The organism is Rhodoferax aquaticus, assembly GCF_006974105.1.
In the GTDB taxonomy this organism is placed as follows: Bacteria; Pseudomonadota; Gammaproteobacteria; order Burkholderiales; family Burkholderiaceae_C; genus Allorhodoferax; species Allorhodoferax aquaticus_A.
The window spans coordinates 2,386,033-2,406,055 of the sequence record NZ_CP036282.1; the positions used below are offsets into that span (position 1 = coordinate 2,386,033).

The 20,023-nt window shown below is 59.5% G+C and carries 21 protein-coding genes; 6 read left to right on the forward strand and 15 right to left on the reverse strand.

What is annotated here, in order from left to right:
* Positions 1–6 precede the first annotated feature (6 nt).
* Positions 7–1,239, forward strand: a complete 1,233-nt coding sequence (locus tag EXZ61_RS11000) for a L,D-transpeptidase family protein (RefSeq protein ID WP_142811767.1) — start codon at positions 7–9, stop codon at positions 1,237–1,239.
* Here EXZ61_RS11000 and EXZ61_RS11005 read toward each other — a convergent pair.
* The 12 genes from EXZ61_RS11005 to EXZ61_RS11060 all read right to left on the reverse strand — a co-directional run bounded on the left by EXZ61_RS11005 (position 1,236) and on the right by EXZ61_RS11060 (position 14,557).
* Positions 1,236–2,135 (reverse strand): SDR family oxidoreductase, encoded by a 900-nt coding sequence (locus tag EXZ61_RS11005; protein WP_142811769.1) that lies wholly within the window; start codon positions 2,133–2,135, stop codon positions 1,236–1,238. The two genes, EXZ61_RS11000 and EXZ61_RS11005, sit on opposite strands and share 4 nt — an antisense overlap.
* A 51-nt stretch (positions 2,136–2,186) precedes the next feature.
* Positions 2,187–2,648 carry a GNAT family N-acetyltransferase gene (locus tag EXZ61_RS11010; protein WP_142811771.1) on the reverse strand — a complete coding sequence of 154 codons (462 nt, stop codon included), beginning with the start codon at positions 2,646–2,648 and terminating at the stop codon, positions 2,187–2,189.
* Positions 2,645–3,586 (reverse strand): glutathione S-transferase family protein, encoded by a 942-nt coding sequence (locus EXZ61_RS11015; protein WP_142811773.1) that lies wholly within the window; start codon positions 3,584–3,586, stop codon positions 2,645–2,647. Before EXZ61_RS11015 ends, EXZ61_RS11010 begins: the two co-directional genes overlap by 4 nt.
* A gap of 27 nt (positions 3,587–3,613) precedes the next feature.
* On the reverse strand, positions 3,614–5,350 hold the full coding sequence (locus tag EXZ61_RS11020; protein ID WP_142811775.1) for an isovaleryl-CoA dehydrogenase: 1,737 nt from the start codon (positions 5,348–5,350) through the stop codon (positions 3,614–3,616).
* A gap of 111 nt (positions 5,351–5,461) precedes the next feature.
* Positions 5,462–5,935, reverse strand: a complete 474-nt coding sequence (locus tag EXZ61_RS11025; RefSeq protein WP_142811777.1) for a PaaI family thioesterase — start codon at positions 5,933–5,935, stop codon at positions 5,462–5,464.
* 17 nt (positions 5,936–5,952) lie between these two features.
* Positions 5,953–6,747, reverse strand: a complete 795-nt coding sequence (locus tag EXZ61_RS11030; protein WP_142811779.1) for an SDR family oxidoreductase — start codon at positions 6,745–6,747, stop codon at positions 5,953–5,955.
* Between the two features lie 60 nt (positions 6,748–6,807).
* Positions 6,808–7,035 carry a hypothetical protein gene (locus EXZ61_RS11035; RefSeq protein ID WP_142811781.1) on the reverse strand — a complete coding sequence of 76 codons (228 nt, stop codon included), beginning with the start codon at positions 7,033–7,035 and terminating at the stop codon, positions 6,808–6,810.
* Complete coding sequence (locus tag EXZ61_RS11040; RefSeq protein ID WP_142811783.1) at positions 7,036–8,901, reverse strand: acyl-CoA dehydrogenase family protein; 1,866 nt, start codon at positions 8,899–8,901, stop codon at positions 7,036–7,038. It lies immediately after the preceding gene.
* Positions 8,902–8,957: 56 nt separating this feature from the next.
* Positions 8,958–9,413: a PaaI family thioesterase gene (locus tag EXZ61_RS11045; protein ID WP_142811785.1), complete on the reverse strand. Its 456-nt coding sequence runs from the start codon at positions 9,411–9,413 to the stop codon at positions 8,958–8,960.
* A 49-nt stretch (positions 9,414–9,462) separates the two neighbouring features.
* Positions 9,463–10,638: an acetyl-CoA C-acyltransferase gene (locus EXZ61_RS11050; protein ID WP_142811787.1), complete on the reverse strand. Its 1,176-nt coding sequence runs from the start codon at positions 10,636–10,638 to the stop codon at positions 9,463–9,465.
* A 33-nt stretch (positions 10,639–10,671) separates the two neighbouring features.
* Positions 10,672–12,771: a 3-hydroxyacyl-CoA dehydrogenase NAD-binding domain-containing protein gene (locus EXZ61_RS11055; protein WP_142811789.1), complete on the reverse strand. Its 2,100-nt coding sequence runs from the start codon at positions 12,769–12,771 to the stop codon at positions 10,672–10,674.
* 160 nt (positions 12,772–12,931) lie between these two features.
* A complete protein-coding gene (locus tag EXZ61_RS11060) occupies positions 12,932–14,557 on the reverse strand; it encodes a 3-(methylthio)propionyl-CoA ligase (protein WP_142811791.1) in 1,626 nt (541 codons plus the stop codon).
* A gap of 123 nt (positions 14,558–14,680) precedes the next feature.
* Here EXZ61_RS11060 and EXZ61_RS11065 point away from each other — a divergent pair, with 123 nt between their 5' ends.
* The 5 genes from EXZ61_RS11065 to EXZ61_RS11085 are packed head-to-tail and all read left to right on the forward strand — an operon-like array spanning position 14,681 to position 18,264.
* Positions 14,681–16,177, forward strand: a complete 1,497-nt coding sequence (locus EXZ61_RS11065; protein WP_142811793.1) for a protein adenylyltransferase SelO — start codon at positions 14,681–14,683, stop codon at positions 16,175–16,177.
* A gap of 27 nt (positions 16,178–16,204) precedes the next feature.
* Positions 16,205–16,615, forward strand: a complete 411-nt coding sequence (gene msrB, locus EXZ61_RS11070; RefSeq protein WP_142811795.1) for a peptide-methionine (R)-S-oxide reductase MsrB — start codon at positions 16,205–16,207, stop codon at positions 16,613–16,615.
* Positions 16,612–17,166, forward strand: a complete 555-nt coding sequence (locus tag EXZ61_RS11075) for a septation protein A (RefSeq protein WP_142811797.1) — start codon at positions 16,612–16,614, stop codon at positions 17,164–17,166. Before msrB ends, EXZ61_RS11075 begins: the two co-directional genes overlap by 4 nt.
* Positions 17,163–17,459, forward strand: a complete 297-nt coding sequence (locus EXZ61_RS11080; RefSeq protein ID WP_142811799.1) for a BolA family protein — start codon at positions 17,163–17,165, stop codon at positions 17,457–17,459. Before EXZ61_RS11075 ends, EXZ61_RS11080 begins: the two co-directional genes overlap by 4 nt.
* Positions 17,460–17,478: 19 nt before the next feature.
* Positions 17,479–18,264 (forward strand): peptidylprolyl isomerase, encoded by a 786-nt coding sequence (locus EXZ61_RS11085; RefSeq protein ID WP_142811801.1) that lies wholly within the window; start codon positions 17,479–17,481, stop codon positions 18,262–18,264.
* An 84-nt stretch (positions 18,265–18,348) separates the two neighbouring features.
* On the opposite strand, the gene EXZ61_RS11090 is transcribed toward EXZ61_RS11085, so the two are convergent.
* The 3 genes from EXZ61_RS11090 to EXZ61_RS11095 all read right to left on the reverse strand — a co-directional run bounded on the left by EXZ61_RS11090 (position 18,349) and on the right by EXZ61_RS11095 (position 20,023).
* Positions 18,349–18,735: a DOPA 4,5-dioxygenase family protein gene (locus tag EXZ61_RS11090; RefSeq protein WP_142811803.1), complete on the reverse strand. Its 387-nt coding sequence runs from the start codon at positions 18,733–18,735 to the stop codon at positions 18,349–18,351.
* A gap of 33 nt (positions 18,736–18,768) precedes the next feature.
* Complete coding sequence (locus tag EXZ61_RS22390; protein ID WP_281063804.1) at positions 18,769–18,900, reverse strand: hypothetical protein; 132 nt, start codon at positions 18,898–18,900, stop codon at positions 18,769–18,771.
* Positions 18,901–18,967: 67 nt separating this feature from the next.
* Positions 18,968–20,023: a type VI secretion system protein TssA gene (locus tag EXZ61_RS11095; protein ID WP_142811805.1), complete on the reverse strand. Its 1,056-nt coding sequence runs from the start codon at positions 20,021–20,023 to the stop codon at positions 18,968–18,970.

Here is a 20,023-nt window from a genome sequence, read left to right on the forward strand (position 1 = left end):
AGCCGTATGCCACGTGTTCTCACACTTTGTGTTTTGGCGGTGATGGTGGGTGTCAGCATGGGCTTGCCAGAGTGGGCGCAAGCGCGCCCTCGCACCGTGCCAGAAAGCCCTGCCCCTGCCAGCAGCCAAGACGGCCGAGCAGAAGCGCAGCTGATTCAGATCTACCGCTTGATTGGCGCAGGCCGACACCGTGACGCCCTTCGCCAAGCGCAAGCACTGGTGGAGGCGTACCCCCACTTTCAACTGGCCCAACTGGTGTACGGCGACTTGTTGGCCACTCAGGTGCGGCCCGTACAACGCTTGGGCGATGTGTCGGCTGAACTTGAACAGGCCGGAGCAGCCAACCTTCAGGCTCTGAGGCAAGAGTCGCAGTTGCGCATCGCTGCTTTGCAGCAGCGCCCACCTGCCGATGCCTTGCCAGCCCAGTTCATTGGCTTGTCCAAACGCAACAAACACGCGATTGCTGTGGACACCGCAAAAGCCCGGCTGTATCTGTTTGAGAACACGAACCGTGGCACCAAGCTCATTGCCGACTACTACATCTCCGTCGGTAAAGCCGGTGTGGGAAAAAATGTAGAAGGTGACCAGCGCACGCCCCTGGGCGTGTACTTTATTACCAGTAACCTCGATCCCAAAAGCCTGCAAGACCTGTACGGCACAGGTGCCCTGCCTATCAACTACCCCAATGTGTTAGACCTGCGGCGCGGCAAAACGGGCAGTGGCATTTGGCTGCACGGGACGCCGTCGGCTCAGTTTTCAAGAGCGCCGCTGGCGACCGATGGCTGCGTTGCCATCGCCAACCCTGACTTAGACCGCATCATCCAAACCGTAGAGATTCGCACGACGCCAGTGCTGATTGGCAAAAACTTCACTTGGACAACGCCCGCACAAGTGCAGCGCGAGCGCCAGCAGTGGGAAGAGACCTTGCGCCAATGGGCCAGCGCCAAGAGCACGGGGCGCTTGAACGAAGTGCTGAACTATTACGCCGCTGACTTCAATGCCGCCGGCAAAGACCGTGTGGCGTTTGCGCGCGCCATGCAAGCGGCTTTGGGCAAAGACAAGGGCAAACCCATTGAGCTCAACGACGTGTCGCTGATCCGCTGGAGCGACGAGGCTGAAATCATGGTCGCCACCTTTGGTGAGCTAAAGCAAGGCGCGCGTACCGGCAAAACCGTGCGCCAATACTGGCAAAAGCGCGCCGACACCTGGAGAATCATTTATGAAGGCGCGCAGGGCTAGCGCAAAGCCTTGCGCAGCTCTGCCCCCAGCTCAGGCTTGTGCGCAAAGGGGTCCGACGGATTGCGGATTTGCATGATGTCTTCCAAGCGCGTTTGCACCGAACCAATGGTCTTGGGGTGGCTGTAGATATAGAACTGGCGGGCGGCTACGGCGTCAAACACCATCTGCGCCACTTCGGCGGCGCTCACTTTGCCGCTGCCTACGGCCTTGTCGCTCATGGCTTGGCCAATGCGCTGGCTCTGGGTCAAGGGCGCGTCAGCGGCGTCTGCCGGGCGGTTGCGATGGCTTTGGTTGATGCCCGTGGGCACAAAGAAGGGGCACAGCACGCTGGCGCTGATTTGGTCGGTCACCAAAGAGAGGTCTTGGTACAGCGTCTCGCTCAGAGACACCACCGCGTGCTTGCTCACGTTGTACACGCCCATATTGGGCATGTTGACCATGCCGGCCATGCTGGCGGTGTTCACAATGTGGCCACGGTAAGCAGGGTCTTTGGCTGCGGCGGCCAGCATCATGGGGGTGAACACGCGCACACCATGGGCCACACCCATGACGTTCACGCCCAGCACCCACTCCCAGTCTTTGACGCTGTGCTCCCAGATCAGACCAGCGGTACCCACCCCTGCGTTGTTAAACACCAAATGCGGTGCGCCAAACCGGGCCAAGGTGGCGGCACCCAGCGCCTCTACATCGGCTGCTTTGGACACGTCTACCCGCATCGCCAGTGTGGGAGCACCCAAAGCGCTGACCTCGGCGGCAGCCTTATCTAGCGCGTCTTGCTGCACATCGGCCAGCACGAGGTTCATGCCCAGCTTGGCGCCTAGGCGTGCGCACTCCAGGCCGAAGCCCGAGCCTGCGCCGGTGAGTACCGCAGTGGTGTTGGTAAATGGATGTGGCATGGTGGTTTGTCTCCGGGAGTGTGGTTATTGCTTGATTTCTAGGCAGGCGAATTAAGGCGTCCACACCATCTCTAGGTGGGGGATGCCGTCTTCCATGTACGGCTTGTTGTCATTCACAAAGCCGTGGTCGGTGTAAAACTTTTCTAGGCGAGCTTGCGCGCCTATGCGCACAGGCTGCGGGCCCCACAGGGTGCTGACAGATAGCTTGGCTTGCTCAATAAGCAAGTGGCCAAGGCCCGTGCCGCGCGCCGAGGGGCGCGTCACCACGCGGCCAATGCTGGCTTCAGCGTACTTGCCATGCGCGGCAAAGCAACGGGCGTAGGCCACCAGTTGCGGGCCCACATAGCCCATGAGGTGGTGGGCAATTTGGTCGTAGCCGTCTACGTCTTGGAATAGGCAGTTTTGCTCCAGGCCAAAGACTTCGCTGCGCAGTTGCAAAAAGTCGTACAGCTCGTGCACGTTCAGGCTGTCAAAGGCACTGAGCTTCCAGTGGAGTTGGGGTTCTTTGGTCATACAGGTTTGGCTTTCTTTAAAACATAGCCCACCCGAGGGAAGTGCACATGCACCACACCGGCGCGCGCGTCGGTGCGACGCAGCGTGTACCGGGTGCGGGTGGCGGCCACCAACTCGCCCTCGGTGAGCTCAGACCCAAACGATTCTGCCTGCACCGTGACCTGGCTACCCAATGCGATGCCGTGCTCATCCTGAAAAACTGAAGCTTTTTCAGTGCTAGCACCCATGGACTGAGCGCATACTGCTATGGCTTCTGTAGCACTCATGCGCCCAGCCTGCCCATGGCCGATAGCCGCCATACGGTCCATCCACGCCAACACGGAGGGTGTTGCGTCCAGAATGGCGCGCAAAGCACCTACCGCATGGCGGGTAAACCAGAGCGCGTGGTAGGCCGAGAAGTCGGCAATGCACGGCGCACTGCCCATCAAAAATGGGCTGTCTTCCAGCATGCTGGCCATGCGGCGCAAATACGACTTGTAGGCGGCGGTGGCATCTGCGGGGCGAATGCGGTTCATGCCGGTGCTCATAGCCGCACGGTCGCCCGCGAAGGCTTGTGCAGCTTCTGGCGGGGCACCGGCAAACATGGCGGCCACTCCCTGGGGCTGCAGGTTGTAGGGCATGGCTGTCCAAAACAAGGTGGTGTCAGCCCACTGGGCAAACACACGGGCCATGCCTTTGTGCCCTTCGGGGTACAGGGTGGGCGTGGGCTGCACATGCTCCAGCACATCGCAAATCAAGGCCGTGTCGCAATACACATCGCAGCCGATTTGCAGCACGGGGGTCTTGCGGTAGCCACCGGTGAGCGCCACCAGGTCGGGCTTGGGCATCACCACGGGGATGAACACGGACTTCCACGCCAGCTGCTTGTAGCCCAGCACGAGGCGCACTTTTTCGGCAAAGGGGGACTGTGGGTAGTGGTGAAGAATGAGTTCGGCCATGCGTGTCTTCTCTGGTAGGTAGTTTGCTTAGGCGTGCGTGCGTGTGGCAGTGGGCATGGCACGGGCCAAGATGGTGTCAAAGTCCACGCCGTCGCCCAGCGTGCCAAAGGTGTAACCCCAGTTGCCCCCCAAGCGCGAGTCGCAAAAGGCTTGGAACACAGCGGCAGGTGCGCTTTGGTACAGCAGCGCGGCCTGCACGGCCAGCGCGACGTCTTGGGCCAAGCGGCGGGCCTCGGTTTCATGGGCCATGAGTTCAACACGCGCGGGCAAGGCGGCGGCCAAACGGTCAAGCGCGGGGTGCGCACCGCGTGCCGGTGCCAGCTCGCGCGCGAGCGCGTGGGCCACATCGCCCTTGCGCAAAGCGCGCAGCAGGTCCAGCGCCATGATGTTGCCTGCGCCCTCCCAAATGGAGTTGAGCGGCATCTCGCGGTAGATGCGGGCCATGGTGCCCTCGCCGCCCTCTTCCACATAGCCGTTGCCGCCCAGGCATTCCATGGCTTCTTGGGCAAAGGCGCTGCCGCGCTTGCAGATCCAGTACTTGGCAATGGGCGTGAGCAAGCGGCCCATCAGGCGCTCATGCGCATCGTCAGCATGGTCAAAAGAGCGTGCAAGGCGCATAGATAGTGCGCATGCAGCTTCACTTTCAATAGCAAGGTCGGCAAGCACATTGCGCATCAGCGGCTGCTCGATCAGGCGTTTGCCAAAGGCGTTGCGCTGGGCCGTGTGGTGCAGCGCGATGCTGAGCGCTTGGCGCATCAGGCCGCTGGTGCCCAAGGCACAGTCCAGCCGGGTCATGGTGCCCATTTCCAAAATCTGGGCCACGCCACGCCCTTCTTCGCCCACCAGCCACGCGGTGGCCCCCAAGAACTCAACCTCAGAGCTGGCGTTGGCTTTGTTACCCAGCTTGTCTTTGAGCCGCTGGATGCGGATGGCGTTGAGCGTGCCCGCGCTGCCGGGGTCGGCAAAGTCGGGCAGTACGCGGGGGATGAAAAAGCAGCTCAGGCCTGCCGGGGTTTGTGCCAGCACCAAAAAAGCATCGCACATGGGGGCCGAGAAAAACCATTTGTGCCCCACCAAGCTGTAGCGCTGGCCCCAAGCGTCGGAGCCTTGCAGCGTAGCTTGCGTGGTGTTGGCGCGCACGTCTGAGCCGCCCTGCTTTTCGGTCATGCCCATGCCCATGGTGAGGCCAGACTTGCGCGAATACAAGCTGAGCTGTGGGTCGTAGTTGGGGGCCAAGAGGCCTGGCGACCACGCTGCGTAAATGGCGGCATTGGCCTTGAGTGCGGGCATGACCGCATAGGTCATGGAAATGGGGCACAGGATGGAAGGCTCGGCCTCGGTAAACAGCATGAAGGCGGCAGCGCGGCGTGTGTGGCTAAAGGCTTGGCCGGGTGCCCATGGGCTGGCGTGCAAGCCCGCCGCTGTAGCGGCCGCCATGAGCGCGTGGTAGCTGGGGTGAAACTCCACCTGGTCAATGCGCCTGCCGGTGCGGTCGTGGGCGCGTAGCTGCGGGGTGTGCACATTGGCCAAGCGGGCGTGCTCTTGCATGGCCGCACTGCCCCACTGCGCGCCCAGGGTATGCAAGGCTTGCACATCCAAGCTCGGAGCGTTGAAGGCCAGCGCGGCTTGCAGCGCTTGGTTGTGGGCAAAAAGGTTGTAGTCCACCAAGGTCTCGGCCTGGTTGGTGACCTCGTGCGTGCTGTGCGGGCCGGTGGGTGCGCTCAGGCGTGGGGCGGGCTGCGTTGGCAAGGGCTGGCTGTGCATGGTGTGTCTCCTCAATCGGTTGCAAGGCTTGGGGTGCTTAGGCACCCTCTTGGTCTGGCTGAAACTCAAACGCTATACAAACAATAGCTGTCCGCGCAATACAGATGCGCGCTAAGCCGTGTTTTCTTCCATATTTTGTGCTTTGCGTGGACGTGGCAACAGCGCGCGCACAAACTTGAAGGTGCCAGTGGCATGCGCGCAGGCTTTGCCTTTGGCATCAAACACGGTGGCCTGGGTGAAGGCCAGCGTGGCGGTTTGGTGCAGCACGCTGCCCTTGGCCGTGAGCGGCCCCACAGCGCCGCGCATGAAGCTGGTTTTCATCTCGACCGTGACCACGCCCATCGTGGGCTGCAGCGTGCGGGCTGCGGTGGCCATGGTGACGTCTAGCAAGGTCATGACAGCGCCGCCATGGGCCACTTCATACGAATTCAAATGTTCAGGACCGGGTGCAAACGCCAGCTCGGAGTGGCCGCCCTCGTGGCTCACAAAGCGAATGCCCAGGTGCTGCACAAAAGGTGTGCCTACGCCCAAGCCCGGGACTGCGCCCGTGACATCCACGCTGGCTACATCCGCTTGCGCTTTCATGCCCTGATCCGCCATGCCTAGCCGCCAGTGACGACGCTCACGCCACCGTCCACCGCCAGCCATTGGCCGGTGATGTGCTTGCCAGCGGCAGAGGCGTACAACACAGCCAAGCCTTTGAGGTCTTCGTCATCGCCCAAGCGCTTGAGCGGTGCGCCTGCGGCCAAGCGCTCTTCGCCCATGGCTTTGAGGGTGCCCATGGTCATCTTGCTGGGGAAGAAGCCGGGGCAAATGGCGTTGACATTGATGTTGTACTTGCCCCATTCGGCGGCCAAGGCGCGGGTGAAGTTGAGCACCGCGCCTTTGGAGGTGTTGTAGGCAATGGTGTTCATGCCTTCGGGGTTGCCGTTCAGGCCGGCAATGGACGCCACGTTGATGATGCGCCCACTCTTGCGGCCAATCATGCTTTTCTTGGCGATGGCTTGGCTGAGCAAAAAGTAGCCCCGCACGTTGAGGTTCATCACCTTGTCCCAGGCCTCGGCGCTGTGGTCTTCAGCGGGCGCACCCCAGGCGGCACCTGCGTTGTTGACCAAAATATCGACATCGCCCATGCGCTGCAAGGTCTCGTCGGCCAGGCGGGTGATTTCCGTGTCTTTGGCGCAGTCAGCGGCAACCCAGCGTGCATCAATGCCAGCGCCTTGCAGCTCAGCCACCGCTACTTCCAGGTCTTCGGCCTTGCGCGAACTGATCATCACTTTGGCCCCCGCCTCGCCCAAGGCGTGGGCAATTTGCAGGCCTAGGCCGCGTGAGCCGCCAGTGACCAAGGCGGTTTTGCCGGTGAGGTCAAACAGTTGTTGAATAGTGCGTGCAGTCATGGTGTTCCTCAAATAGTTGTGTTGTGTGTTTGCGCCTTGCCACTCAGACCAGGCCGGTGTTTATGTGTCGTCGCGCAGGCGGGAGCGAATCAAAATCAGCATCACACCCGCCACCACGGCAGCGCCGCCGCCCAGGTAAAACTCGGTGGCGTCAGAGGCTTGGGTGCGCTCGGCAAAGTTGCCCAGCACCATCAGCATCAAGCCGCCATAAATCAGCACCCAGGTGAGGCGCTCCATACGCACCAAACGCTTGTTGGTGCTGCCGTTGTATTTCTTGAAAAAGCCCATTTAAAAAGCCTCGCTAGGGAATGTGGCACAGGTCATATCCCGTGATTGCACCACAGCCAGCCAGGCTTTTGTCTTGGGAAGTTCGTAATGGAAAAAGTAGCGCGCGCAACCCACATGGCCTTGGGTAGACACCTCGCTTTGCGCAGGGTCGTTGTCCAGCGCACACGCGGCAACGTCCAGCCAAATCCAGGCCAGCACCGTGTGGCCAAAGGCCTGCATATAAGGCACCGCATTGGCCAGAGCGTCCGTGGGCACGCCGGTAGACCAGGCTTGTTGGGTGGCCTCGCCCACGTCTTGCAGCGTGCGGCCCAAGGCTTTGGCGTGCAATGCCAAGGCGGGTATGCCACTGGCACGGTGTACGGTGGCCATGATGCGGTGAGACAGCAGTTTGAGACCCTTGCCTTCGTCCATCAACACTTTGCGGCCTAGCAGATCCATGGCTTGGATGCCGTGGGTGCCTTCATGGATCATGTTCAGGCGGTTGTCGCGCCAGTATTGCTCCACCGGAAAATCGCGCGTGTAGCCATAGCCGCCATGCACTTGAATGGCCAGTGAGTTGGCCTCCAAACACCATTCGCTAGGCCAGCTTTTGGCAATGGGCAGCAGCACTTCGAGCAGGAGGCGCGCGTCTGCCACTTCCGCCGGGTTGCCAGTGTGTTGCTCGTCCACCAAGCGGGCGCAGTACAGCTCTAGCGCCAAGGCGCCCTCGCAGTAGGCCTTTTGCGCCAGCAGCATGCGCTTGACATCGGCGTGTTCAATGATGCGGGTTTGAGGCTGCGCAGGGTCTTTGCCGTTGCCCGTGATAGGCCGACCTTGAGGGCGGTTTTGGGCGTAGTCCAAGGCAGCGTAGTAGCCTGCCATGCCCAGCATGGTGGCCGCCATGCCCACGCCAATGCGGGCCTCGTTCATCATGTGGAACATGCACTGCAAGCCCTTGCCAGGTTGGCCTACCAGGTAGCCAATGGCCCCTGCCCCGCCACCCCAAGGGCCGCCAGCTTGCGCATCCACCGAGAACTTGCCTTCACCAAAATTGAGCAAGCAGTTGGTAGTGCCGCGCCAGCCCAGCTTGTGGTTGAGGCCAGCCAAGGCCACATCGTTGCGCACACCCGTGAGTTGGCCTTGCGTGTCCACCAGTTTCTTGGGCACGATGAAGAGTGAAATGCCTTTGGTGCCGGGCACGAGCTTACCGTCAGCGTCCGGGATTTTGGCCAAGACCAAATGCACGATGTTCTCCGTCAGCTCATGGTCGCCAGCCGAGATCCACATCTTGTTGCCCTTGAGGCGGTAGCGCGCACCCAAGGGGTCTTGCTCCCACGGCGTGCTGCTACCCGTGTCGGGCACCGCGCGGGTGGTAATGTCAGACAGGCTGGAGCCCGCTTGGGGCTCAGACAAGCACATGGTGCCCGCCCAGCGGCCAGCAAATTCGTTTTTGGCAAAGACTTCTTTTTGCAGCTCAGTGCCATGGGCCATGAGCAAATTGGCATTGCCCCCTGTGAGCAATGCCGCGCTAATGCCCACCGAGGCGCAGGAGAAAAATGCATTGGCCGCCAACTCCACGGTGTACGGCAGTTGCATGCCGCCTAGCGCGTAGTCTTGCGCGGCGCTAAGCATGCCCGAGGCCACAAACGCGTCATGCGCGTCTTGCGTGGCTTGCGGCAAGACCACTTTATCACCGTCAAAGTGCGGCTCTTGCACATCAATCAAGCGGTTGAACGGGGCGTACTTCTCACGGGCAATGCGCTCGCAAGTGTCCAGCACCGCGTCAAACGTTTCGCGGTTGTGATCAGTAAAACGCTCGCGGCTGGTGAGCGACAGCGTGTCCAGCCAGTCGTGCAGCAAGAAATCGAGGGTGGTGCGAAGGGTCATCCGAAAACTCCGAGAAATTAGCTAGTGCAAAGACCCGCAGGCCTTGGCCTAAGTGTCTAACAGGGCAACAAGGTCGCAACAGCGTGAGCGCAAGCGGCCCAAGGTCTAGGCTTTGGTGACCGCCATCGTGCCCGAGGTTTTGACGACCAACTGGCGTTGACGGCGTAGACCTCTGCCTCGGTGAACATGATGTGACGGCCGGGCTTGAGCACCCAGGCTTCGCACACCAGCTTGTCACGTTTGGCCGCACGCAAGAGATTGACTTTGAACTCTGCCGTGAGCACCCAATGGCCATCCGGTGCCATGGTTTGTGCCGCAGCACCCATGGAGTGGTCGGCCAAGGATGCCAACACACCGGCATGCACGACGCCGGTGTGTTGCAGGTGCTTGGTCTGCAGCACGAGCTCTGTGCTGACCTTGCCGTCTGACACCGCTACGGGTTCTACGCCCAGGTCCGCCATGAAGGGCGCACTCTGGAAAAAACGACGCAAAGTAGGCAAATCAATGGTCATGGGCGTATCCCTTTCAAATCAAGGTAGCGGTGGCAGAAGCCCTAGAGCTTTACAACACCTCAAACACGCCGGCAGCGCCCATGCCACCACCGATACACATGGTGACGCAGACGCGCTTGGCTCCACGGCGCTTGCCTTCGATCAGCGCGTGGCCGGTCAGGCGTTGGCCAGACACACCGTAAGGGTGGCCCACCGCAATAGCACCGCCGTTAACATTCAAGCGATCAGCCGGAATGCCCAGCTTGTCGCGGCAGTAAATCACTTGCACGGCAAAGGCTTCGTTCAGTTCCCACAGGTCGATGTCGCTCACCGAGAGACCCAAACGCTTGAGCACCTTAGGAATCGCATAGACAGGGCCAATGCCCATTTCATCGGGTTCGCAGCCTGCCACCGCAAAGCCCAAGAAACGGCCCAGGGGTTTCAAGCCCTTTTGCTCGGCCAGCTTTTCATGCATGACCACCACTGCGCCGCCACCGTCTGAGAACTGGCTGGCGTTGCCCGCTGTGACCAAGCCGCCGGGCACAGCAGAGCGCAAGCCTTTGATGCCGTCATACGTGGTGCCAGCGCGAATGCCTTCGTCATCGCTCACGGTCACTTGCTTGGTCATCAGGCCCATGACCTTGTCGGCCACACCCATGGTGACGGTGATGGGGGCGATTTCGGCTTTGAACAAACCAGCCTCCAAGGCGGCGGTCGCCTTTTGTTGGCTGGCTGCGCCGTACTCGTCCATCACCTCGCGGCTGATGTTGTAGCGCTTGGCCACGTTTTCAGCGGTTTGCAGCATGTTCCAGTAGATCTCTGGCTTGTTCTTCACCAGCCAAGGGTCGGACAGCATGTGTTGGTTCATTTCTTGTTGCACACAAGAAATGGCTTCTACGCCGCCTGCCACATAGATGTCGCCCTCATTGGCGATGATGCGCTGCGCCGCGGTGGCAATGGTTTGCAAACCAGAGGAGCAAAAACGGTTGATGGTCATGCCCGACACGGTGACGGGGCAGCCAGCGCGCAAGGCGATTTGGCGGGCGATGTTGGCACCGGTTGCGCCCTCGGGGGTGGCGCAACCCATGATGACGTCGTCCACCTCACCAGCCTCAATGCCGGCGCGTGCGATGGCATGTTCCACCGCATGGCCGCCCAGTGTGGCCCCGTGGGTCATGTTGAAAGAACCCTTCCAGCTCTTGGCCAGGGGGGTACGGGCGGTAGAAACGATTACAGCTGAAGTCATGGTAAGTCCTTGATCTGGATATGAACGGGGCGCTTAGTTGAAGGTCTTGCCTTCAGCTGCCAAACGGGCCAACAGGGGCGCGGGCTGCCAGAACTTGGCGTCGTCCAAGGGGTTTTGGGCGAAGCGGTGCATGGCTTGCACCACGTTGAACAGGCCAACCTGGTCGGCATAGTTCATGGGCCCACCGCGGTGTGCGGGGAAGCCATAGCCAAAGATGTAGACGATGTCGATATCGCTGGCTTTGGCCGCAATGCCCTCTTCCAAAATGTGGGCGGCTTCGTTGACCAAGCTAAACACCAGGCGTTGCACAATTTCTTCGTCCGAGATCTTGCGCGCTGTGATGCCCAAGGACTCACGGTGCGCGGCAATCATGGCCTCTACCTCTGCGTTGGGGATGGCGTCACGTTTGCCGGGCACATAGTCGTACCAGCCCGCACCGGTTTTTTGGCCGAAGCGACCTTTTTCGCACAGCAAGTCGGCGGTTTTGCTGTACTTCATGTCGGGCTGCTCGGTGTAGCGGCGCTTGCGGATGGCCCAGCCAATGTCGTTGCCCGCCAAGTCACCCATGCGGAACGGCCCCATAGCAAAGCCAAATTTCTCAATGGCGCGGTCCACTTGTGCCGGTGTGCAGCCTTCGTCGAGCAAGAAGCCGCCTTGGCGACCGTACTGCTCAATCATGCGGTTGCCAATAAAACCGTCGCACACGCCAGACACCACGGCGGTTTTGCGGATCTTCTTGGCCACAGACATGACAGTGGCCATGACATCGATGGCGGTCTTTTCGCCGCGCACCACTTCCAGCAACTTCATCACGTTGGCGGGGCTGAAGAAATGCAGACCGACCACATCTTCGGGGCGCTTGGTGAAGCTGGCGATTTTGTTGACATCCAAGGTGGACGTGTTGGACGCCAAGATGGCACCCGGCTTCATCACGCGGTCCAGCTCTTTGAACACCGCTTCTTTGACGCCAATTTCTTCGAACACGGCTTCAATCACCATGTCGGTGCCAGTCAGCTCGTCATAGCTCAGGGTCGTGCTGAGCAAGCCCATGCGCTGGTCGTACTTGTCTTGTTTGAGCTTGCCTTTTTTGACTTGGGCTTCGTAATTCTTGCGGATGGTTGCAATGCCGCGATCCAGCGCTTCTTGCTTCATTTCCAGCATCTTGACGGGGATGCCTGCGTTCAAGAAGTTCATGGCAATGCCGCCACCCATGGTGCCAGCACCAATGACCGCTACGGAGTTGATAGCGCGCAGCGCTGTATCCGAGGGCACATCGGCTATTTTTGAGGCAGCGCGCTCGGCCAGGAACAGGTGGCGCAGCGATTTGCTCTCGGCTGTCCACATCAGGTTGATGAAGATCTCGCGCTCCACCGCCATGCCTTCGTCAAACTTCTTCTTGGTGGCGGCTTCCACGGCGTCTACGCATTTGGCAGGCGCAGGGAAATGCTTGCTCATGCCCTTGACCATGTTGCGTGCGAACTGGAAGTAGGCGTCGCCTTGTGGGTGCTTGCATTTGAGGTCACGCACCAAGGGCAACGGGCGCACGCTGGCCACGCTGCGCGCGAACGCCAAGGCCTCTTCTGCCAAGCTTTCGGCAGAGGCAGCCACTTTGTCAAACAGCTTTTGACCGGGCAACATGGCCAGCATTTCTGCTTTGATGGGCTCGCCACTCACAATCATGTTCAGCGCGGGTTCCACACCCAGCACGCGGGGCAAACGCTGTGTGCCACCGGCGCCGGGCAGCAGCCCCAGTTTCACTTCAGGCAAGGCCACGCTGGTGCCGGGAGCCACCACACGGTAGTGGGCACCTAAGGCCAGTTCCAAGCCACCGCCCATGACCACGGTGTGGATGGCAGCGATGACGGGTTTGCTGGAGTTTTCCAACACCCCAATCACGCTATTGAGGTTGGGTTCTTGCATGGCTTTGGGGGAGCCGAATTCTTTGATATCTGCGCCACCCGAGAACGCTTTGCCTGCGCCGGTGATCACAATAGCCGCCACTGCTGGGTTGGCATTGGCTTGTGCCATGCCGTCTGCAATGCCTTGGCGGGTGGACAGACCCAAGCCGTTGACCGGTGGGTTGTTCAGCGTAATGATGGCGATGTCGCCTTGGACTTCATAGTGCGCGGTCATGATTGCATTCCTCGAATGTAAAAATAGAACGGTCGTTCTTTTTTAATTGTAGGAGCTTTTTATGACCGCTTGGCTAAGGGTTTGTCACGACTGGGACAAGGGCTTGCCACCCAGGGCAGCCCCCTTCAAACGTGGCCCCGGGCGCTAGGTCAGGTCCCCGTTATTGTGGGAACTGGTAGTCCCTGAGCAACTCACGCAACTTGGACTTTTGCATTTTTCCAGTGCCGCCTAGGGGGATGGACTCTACGAACACCACATCGTCCGGAACTTGCCACTTGGCGGTTTTGCCTTCGTAAAACGCAAGCAACTCTTCCCGTGTGACGGTGTGGTCAGGCTTCTTCACCACGGCAATGATGGGACGCTCGTCCCACTTGGGGTGCTTCATGCCGATGCAGGCGGCCATGGCCACCGCGGGGTGTGCCATCGCTACGTTTTCTACATCAATGGAGCTGATCCACTCACCGCCCGACTTAATCACATCTTTGCTACGGTCGGTGATCTGCATATAGCCATCAGCGTCAATCGTCGCCACATCGCCGGTCGGGAACCAGCCATCAACCAAAGGTGCGGGGGCCTCGGCTTTGAAGTAATCGCTAATGACCCAAGGGCCTTTCACCAGCAAGTCCCCGTAGGCTTTGCCGTCCCACGGCAGGTCTTTGCCTGCCTCGTCTACGATTTTCATGTCCACGCCAAAGACGCCTCGGCCCTGCTTGAGGCGCACCTTCATTTTGTCGTCGGAGCTCAATGGCAAGTGCTTGTTTTTGAGCGTGCAAACAGTGCCCAAGGGCGACATTTCGGTCATGCCCCAAGCATGCAAGACCTCGACGCCGTACACATCGTTAAACGCCGTAATCATGGCGGGTGGGCAGGCAGAGCCACCGATGACAGTGCGTTTCAGGGTGCTAAACCGCAGTTGGTTGGTTTGCATATGAGCCAGCAGCATTTGCCACACCGTGGGCACACCGGCTGCAAAGGACACCTGTTCAGACTCAATCAACTCATAGATGGACTTTCCGTCCATGGCCGGACCAGGAAACACCAGCTTGGCCCCGGTCATGGCGGCGGAATATGGCAAGCCCCATGCGTTCACATGGAACATGGGGACCACGGGCAGCACGCAGTCCCGGGCGCTCATGCTTAAAGCGTCTGGCAGTGCGCCTGCCAAAGCGTGCAACATGGTGGACCGGTGGCTGTACAGCGCGGCCTTGGGGTTGCCTGTGGTGCCGCTGGTGTAGCACATGCTGGACGCCGAGTTCTCATCAAAGGTCGGCCAGGTGTATGCGTCAGATTGACCGCCTATCCAAGCCTCGTAGCTTTGCAAGCCCGGAACACCGCTGTCTGCTGGCAACTTGTCAGCGTCGCACAGGGCAATGAAGTGCTTGATCGTGGTGCAGCGGCTGTGCACAGCCTTGACGATGGGTAAAAACGACAGGTCAAAACACAGCACCTGGTCCTCCGCATGGTTGGCAATCCACACAATTTGGTCGGGGTGCAAGCGCGGATTGAGCGTGTGCAGCACCCGCCCCGAGCCGCTCACACCAAAGTACAACTCTAGGTGCCGATAGCCATTCCACGCGAGCGTGGCCACCCTATCGCTGAACGCCAATTGCAACGCATCTAACGCGTTGGCCACCTTGCGCGACCGCAGGGCGACATCTTTGTACGTGGTGCGGTGAACGTCGCCTTCTACCCGGCGCGACACAATTTCACCTTCTCCATGGTGACGCTGCGCAAACTCAATAAGAGACGAAATTAGCAGCTCTTGGCCTTGCATTAACCCCAACATAGGACAAACTCCGAAAAAGTGGACATGCGCTCTGCGGCAACGGGTGTCGCGAGCGTGTCCATGGTACATCCAGCATTACCCTGCCCCACACTGGCCTTAGTCATATGCGGGACAATTCGGCCCATGCATCTCCCTCCACATGCCCCTGAAGTTTTTGAAACTTCCCTCCCATGGGTCCCTGGCTACAGCGCCTTAGGCGCCGACTTTGTAAGCCCTCTTGCGCCCACGCCTCTGCCAGCACCCTACTGGGTCGGAAAGAACCTGCCCTTAGGCCAAGCGCTGGGTTTGCCAGACACATGGACCAGCGACAACGAGTGGCTCCATGCGTTTACGGGCAACCGCAACCTAGATAACACCAGCGCCTATAGCGCCGTCTACAGTGGGCACCAATTTGGCCAATGGGCCGGGCAGCTGGGCGATGGCCGTGCTATCACGCTGGGAGAGGCGGCTGGCTACGAGTTTCAGCTCAAGGGAGCTGGACCTACGCCTTACTCGCGCATGGGCGATGGCCGTGCTGTGCTGCGCAGCAGTATTCGCGAGTTTTTATGCAGCGAGGCTATGCATGCCTTAGGCATACCGACCACCCGTGCGCTGTGCGTAACGGGCTCCGACGCGCCCGTGCGCCGAGAAGCGATTGAAACAGCGGCCGTTGTCACTCGGCTTTCGCCCAGCATGGTGCGATTCGGCCACTTTGAACACTTTTGCCACCACGGCCTGCATGACCAGTTGCGCACCTTGGCTGATTATGTGATTGACCGCTTTTATCCCCAATGCCGACATGCAGACGCTTTCAGCGCCAACTTGGGCGGCAACCCGTATGCCGCTCTTCTGCAGTGTGTGACCTTGCGCACGGCAGAACTATTGGCGCAATGGCAGGCAGTCGGTTTTTGCCACGGGGTGATGAACACGGACAACATGAGCATCTTGGGCCTCACGTTGGACTACGGGCCTTTCCAGTTTCTGGATGCCTACGATCCGGCGCATATTTGCAACCATTCTGATCACCAAGGTCGCTATGCATTTGGCAAGCAACCTAACGTGGCTTACTGGAACCTATTTTGCCTAGGCCAGGCACTCATGCCCTTGATCGAGGATCAGGCATGGGCTATGTCCGCGTTGGAAACCTACAAGGAAGCTTACCCCAAGGCGTTTGCGCAGCGCATGGCCGCCAAGTTAGGCTTTGAACGTCCCACGGCGGCTACCGGTACCCTGACCCAAGACTTGTTGACGGCAATGGCGGCGCAGCGTGTGGACTACACCATATTTTGGAGCCGCTTGACCCAGTGGAGCACTGCACACGACCCTAAAGACCACCGCGTGCGGGACTTGTTTTTGGACAGTGCATCTATTGACGCATGGTTGCTACAGTTTTCAGAGCTGCACGCGCAACACCCATATGCGCATAGTACCGAATTGATGCAAAAAAACAATCCCCAATTCGTGTTGAGGAACCATTTGGGCGAACTGGCCATCCAAGCTGCTCGTGTGAAAGATTTTTCAGTGCTCGAAGACCTACTGAACGTGTTGCAAGCGCCATTTGAAGCGCATGCGCACCACCAAGACTGGGCGGATTTTCCGCCCGATTGGGCATCCGCCATTGCCATCAGTTGCAGTTCTTAAACTTGCGCATCACCCATGGGAGACACTATGACTTTCAAAATCCAGAAAACAGACGAAGAGTGGAAAGCCCTGCTCAGTGCCAAAGGTGCTGAAGCCTTGGCCTACCAAGTCACTCGGCATGAAGCCACCGAGCGCTCGTACACCGGCAAACTAGAAGGCAACAAGGCACACGGCGTTTACCGCTGCATTTGCTGCGACAAGCCCCTGTTTGAGTCAAGCACCAAGTACGAATCTGGCTCGGGCTGGCCCAGCTTTTTTCAGCCCATCCAAGAAGATGCGGTGGGCACCAAGGTGGACGGCTTGCTGTGGATGAAGCGCACCGAAGTGCACTGCGCGGACTGTGGCGCACACTTGGGCCATGTGTTTGAAGACGGCCCCCAACCAACTGGTTTGCGCTACTGCATGAACTCGGCATCGTTACACTTCACGGACTCATGAAAACACTGATCGACTTTTTCCCTATTGCACTTTTCTTCGGTGCCTTCAAGCTGTATGACATCTATGTAGGCACCGCCGTCCTGATGGCCGCCACTGTGCTCCAAATGGGCCTGATCTACCGCATAGACGGCAAATTGCAGGCCATGCACAAGATTACCTTGGTACTCATTTTGGTGTTTGGTGCCCTCACCCTGTGGCTGCACGACGACCGCTTCATCAAATGGAAACCCACCGTGATGTACAGCGCAATGGCCATGGGTCTGAGCATGGCGCTGTGGATTTTTCACAAGAACTTTCTCAAGCTCATGCTGGGCAGCCAGTTGGCCTTGCCGGATGCGGTGTGGCAACGGCTTAACGTGGTGTGGATTCTGTATGCCGCTTTCATGGCCATTTTGAATGGCTACGTAGTGCTGTACTACAGCACCGAAGCGTGGGTGAACTTTAAAGTGTGGGGCTACGCCTTCCCACTGGTGTTCATCATTGGGCAGGGCCTGTACATCGCGCCCCACCTCAAGAGCGACGACAGCCAACAAGAAACGCCCGCACCATGAACACGGATCACTTGCCCACGGCCGCTGCACTAGAAGCGCGCCTGATCGAACACTTGCAGCCCAGCCGCTTAGAAGTGCTGGATGAAAGCTACCAACATGCTGGGCACGCTGGCGCCAATGACAGCGGCGTCGGCACGCACTTTCGGGTACGCATTGCTTCACATTTATTTACCGGCGTGAGCCGAGTAGCACGCCATCGCCTTGTGTATGATGCGTTGCAAGATTTCATCGACCAAGGGCTGCACGCTCTGGCCATTGAAGCCGAAGAATCATCTCCTGTCACGAACCATTGAAGCATCCTAAGGAATACGAATGAAGAAGCAAATTTTGACCGCTATTGCCACCGCTGCCTTGTTGGCGGTGGGTGTGCCCGCGGCCAATGCCCAAAACGTGGCGATTGTGAATGGCAAAGCCGTTCCTACCGCTCGCGTCGACGCACTTGCACAGCAAATTGCGCGCTCCGGCCGCCCAGTGACTCCTGAAATGCAAGGTCAGCTGCGTGAAGAAGTGATCGCACGCGAAATCTTCATGCAAGAAGCGCAAGCCCGTGGCTTGGACGCCACCGACGACTACAAGAGCCAAATTGAATTGGCACGCCAATCCATCTTGGTACGCGAGTTGTTCAAAAACTTCCAAGAAAAGAACCCCGTCACCGACGAAGAAACAAAAGCTGAATACGACAAATTTGCCGCTGCCAACGCAGGTAAAGAGTACCGTGCTCGCCACATCTTGGTCGAAAAAGAAGACCAAGCCAAGGCCATCATCGCCCAGCTGAAAAAAGGCGGCAAGTTTGAAGCCATCGCGAAGAAGTCCTCCAAAGACCCAGGCTCTGGCGCCAACGGTGGTGACTTGGATTGGGCCAACCCCAATAGTTACGACAAAGACTTTTCAGCCGCATTGACCGCGCTTGAAAAAGGCAAAACTACCGAAGTCCCGGTGAAGACCCAGTTCGGTTACCACATCATCCGCCTGGATGACGTGCGTGACGCCCAGTTGCCCAAGTACGAAGAAGTGAAGCCACAAATTTCGCAACAATTGACGCAACAAAAGATGGCGAAGTTCCAAGAAGAGCTGCGCGCTAAAGCTAAGGTGGAGTAATCCCCATCAGCAGGCTCTCACGCCTGCCCTAAAAAAAGCGACCTAGGTCGCTTTTTTTACGTCTATGCCAACACATCAGACCATTTAGACACTTTCCACCGACGCCTCTTCGCCCAAAATGGACAAATCCAAGGGTCGAATTGCCCCCATCCACATCGCGCGGTCGCGGTGGTCGACCAAGTCGTTGTCGCTGATGGGGTGAATAAACAGCACCAAACCCGCACGGCGCATCATGAGCCAAGGAATGATGTCACCAAACAGCTCTGCCTTGAACGCTAACTGGCAGCTCCAGTCAGGGTGCGGCCCCACGGGCTTCTCGTGCACGCGGCCCATCTTGATGGGGAAAGTTGCAGCCGCTGCTTCGCACAGGGCGCGGGCTTGCTCAATGGTTGAGGCATCAAAGTACACATGGGCGTGATAGCCCCGAATGCGCGGTGTCTCAGCGGGGATGGGGGTGATGGTTGAAGTCATGCGCCATGATGCCACTGAATCGCCCCGGATTTACTAGACAGCTTGCAGGTGGATTTGCAAGGGTGCATGGCCGGCTTGGGCCTCCAGGCTGGCGCTGCTAATGGTGAGGATGCGCTCTGCGGGGATGAGGGTGGTGAGGCTGGGGGTGGGCATGGGCGTTGACATGGTGGAGGCTCCGTGCGTAGGGTGGGCTTGCGTTCAAGGTCGCGTTCAGGGTCGTATTGGGGGGTGCTCAGGGCACGTCGCGGTCCCAGGCCTGCAGCAGGTCGGGGGGGATTTGGCTGGCGACTTCGCTAAAGCGTTTGCCCCACATGCGCTGGGCTTGCTTGAGCAGCACAGACACCGGGCTGCTGGGTTCGTTGTGCTCTATCCACTGCTGCACCTGCAGCAGCAGACTGCGGATGTGTTCGCGCTGGTGTTGTAGGTCATGGGACATGGCGGCACTGATCGCGGGAAGGTAGGCTGTGTCCTCCTCTACGTCCTCTTCTACATCCTGCTCTATGTCCTCCAGATAGGGCTCTTGGCGGGTCTCCAAGCTGGCGTCCATGGTCTGGGCTTGGAAGGCGCACAGGTCTGCAAACACTTTGAGCAGGGGTGCGAGGTGGGGGGCGTCGTCACCGAGTTGGCTCTGGGGGTCGTGGGCGATCCAGTGGGCCAGCGCGCGGGCGCTCTGGGCGGCTTGTAGCAGGCTGTGCAGGGTGGCGTCCTTTTTTGCGTGCAAGGCGGCGAGTTGGCGGTGTATGGCCTGGGGCTCGGGGCTGTAGGGCGGGCGGGGAATGGCGTGGGCGCGTTCGATGTCGCGCATGCTCAGGCGCGCGGCCGTACTGGCGCAGACCACGATGTCGCGGATGTCGCCCAGCAGCCCTTCGGGGTCACACAGCGCGGCCAGGGCGTTGGCGCGCACGGCCGGGTCAAACAGCCCGTCAAGCATGAGCTGGGGGTGGACGTCCTGGGGCCAGCTGCGCAGGGCGGCGTGCAGGCTGTCTAGCCCTAGCGCGAGGCCCGCGGCACCGCTGCGCCGGGTACGCGCGCGGGTGAGCCAGATGAGCAGGCTGATGTCGGTGCTTAGCAGGAGCAAGCGGCGGCAGTCGCGTTCGACTTCGCTCCAGTCCGGCCCTTCAGGCTGGCTTGCAAAGCTGCCATATTGCACGTCAGAACGGGGCTGCAGCCGGGCTTGCAGCACGGCGTATTCTGGGTCGTACTCTAGGCTGGTACCGCAGGGTTGCGCCGCGCTCAGGGCAGGATAGGCCGCGTCGGGGCCAAGCGTTGTGGGGGGTGGGTTGTGCAT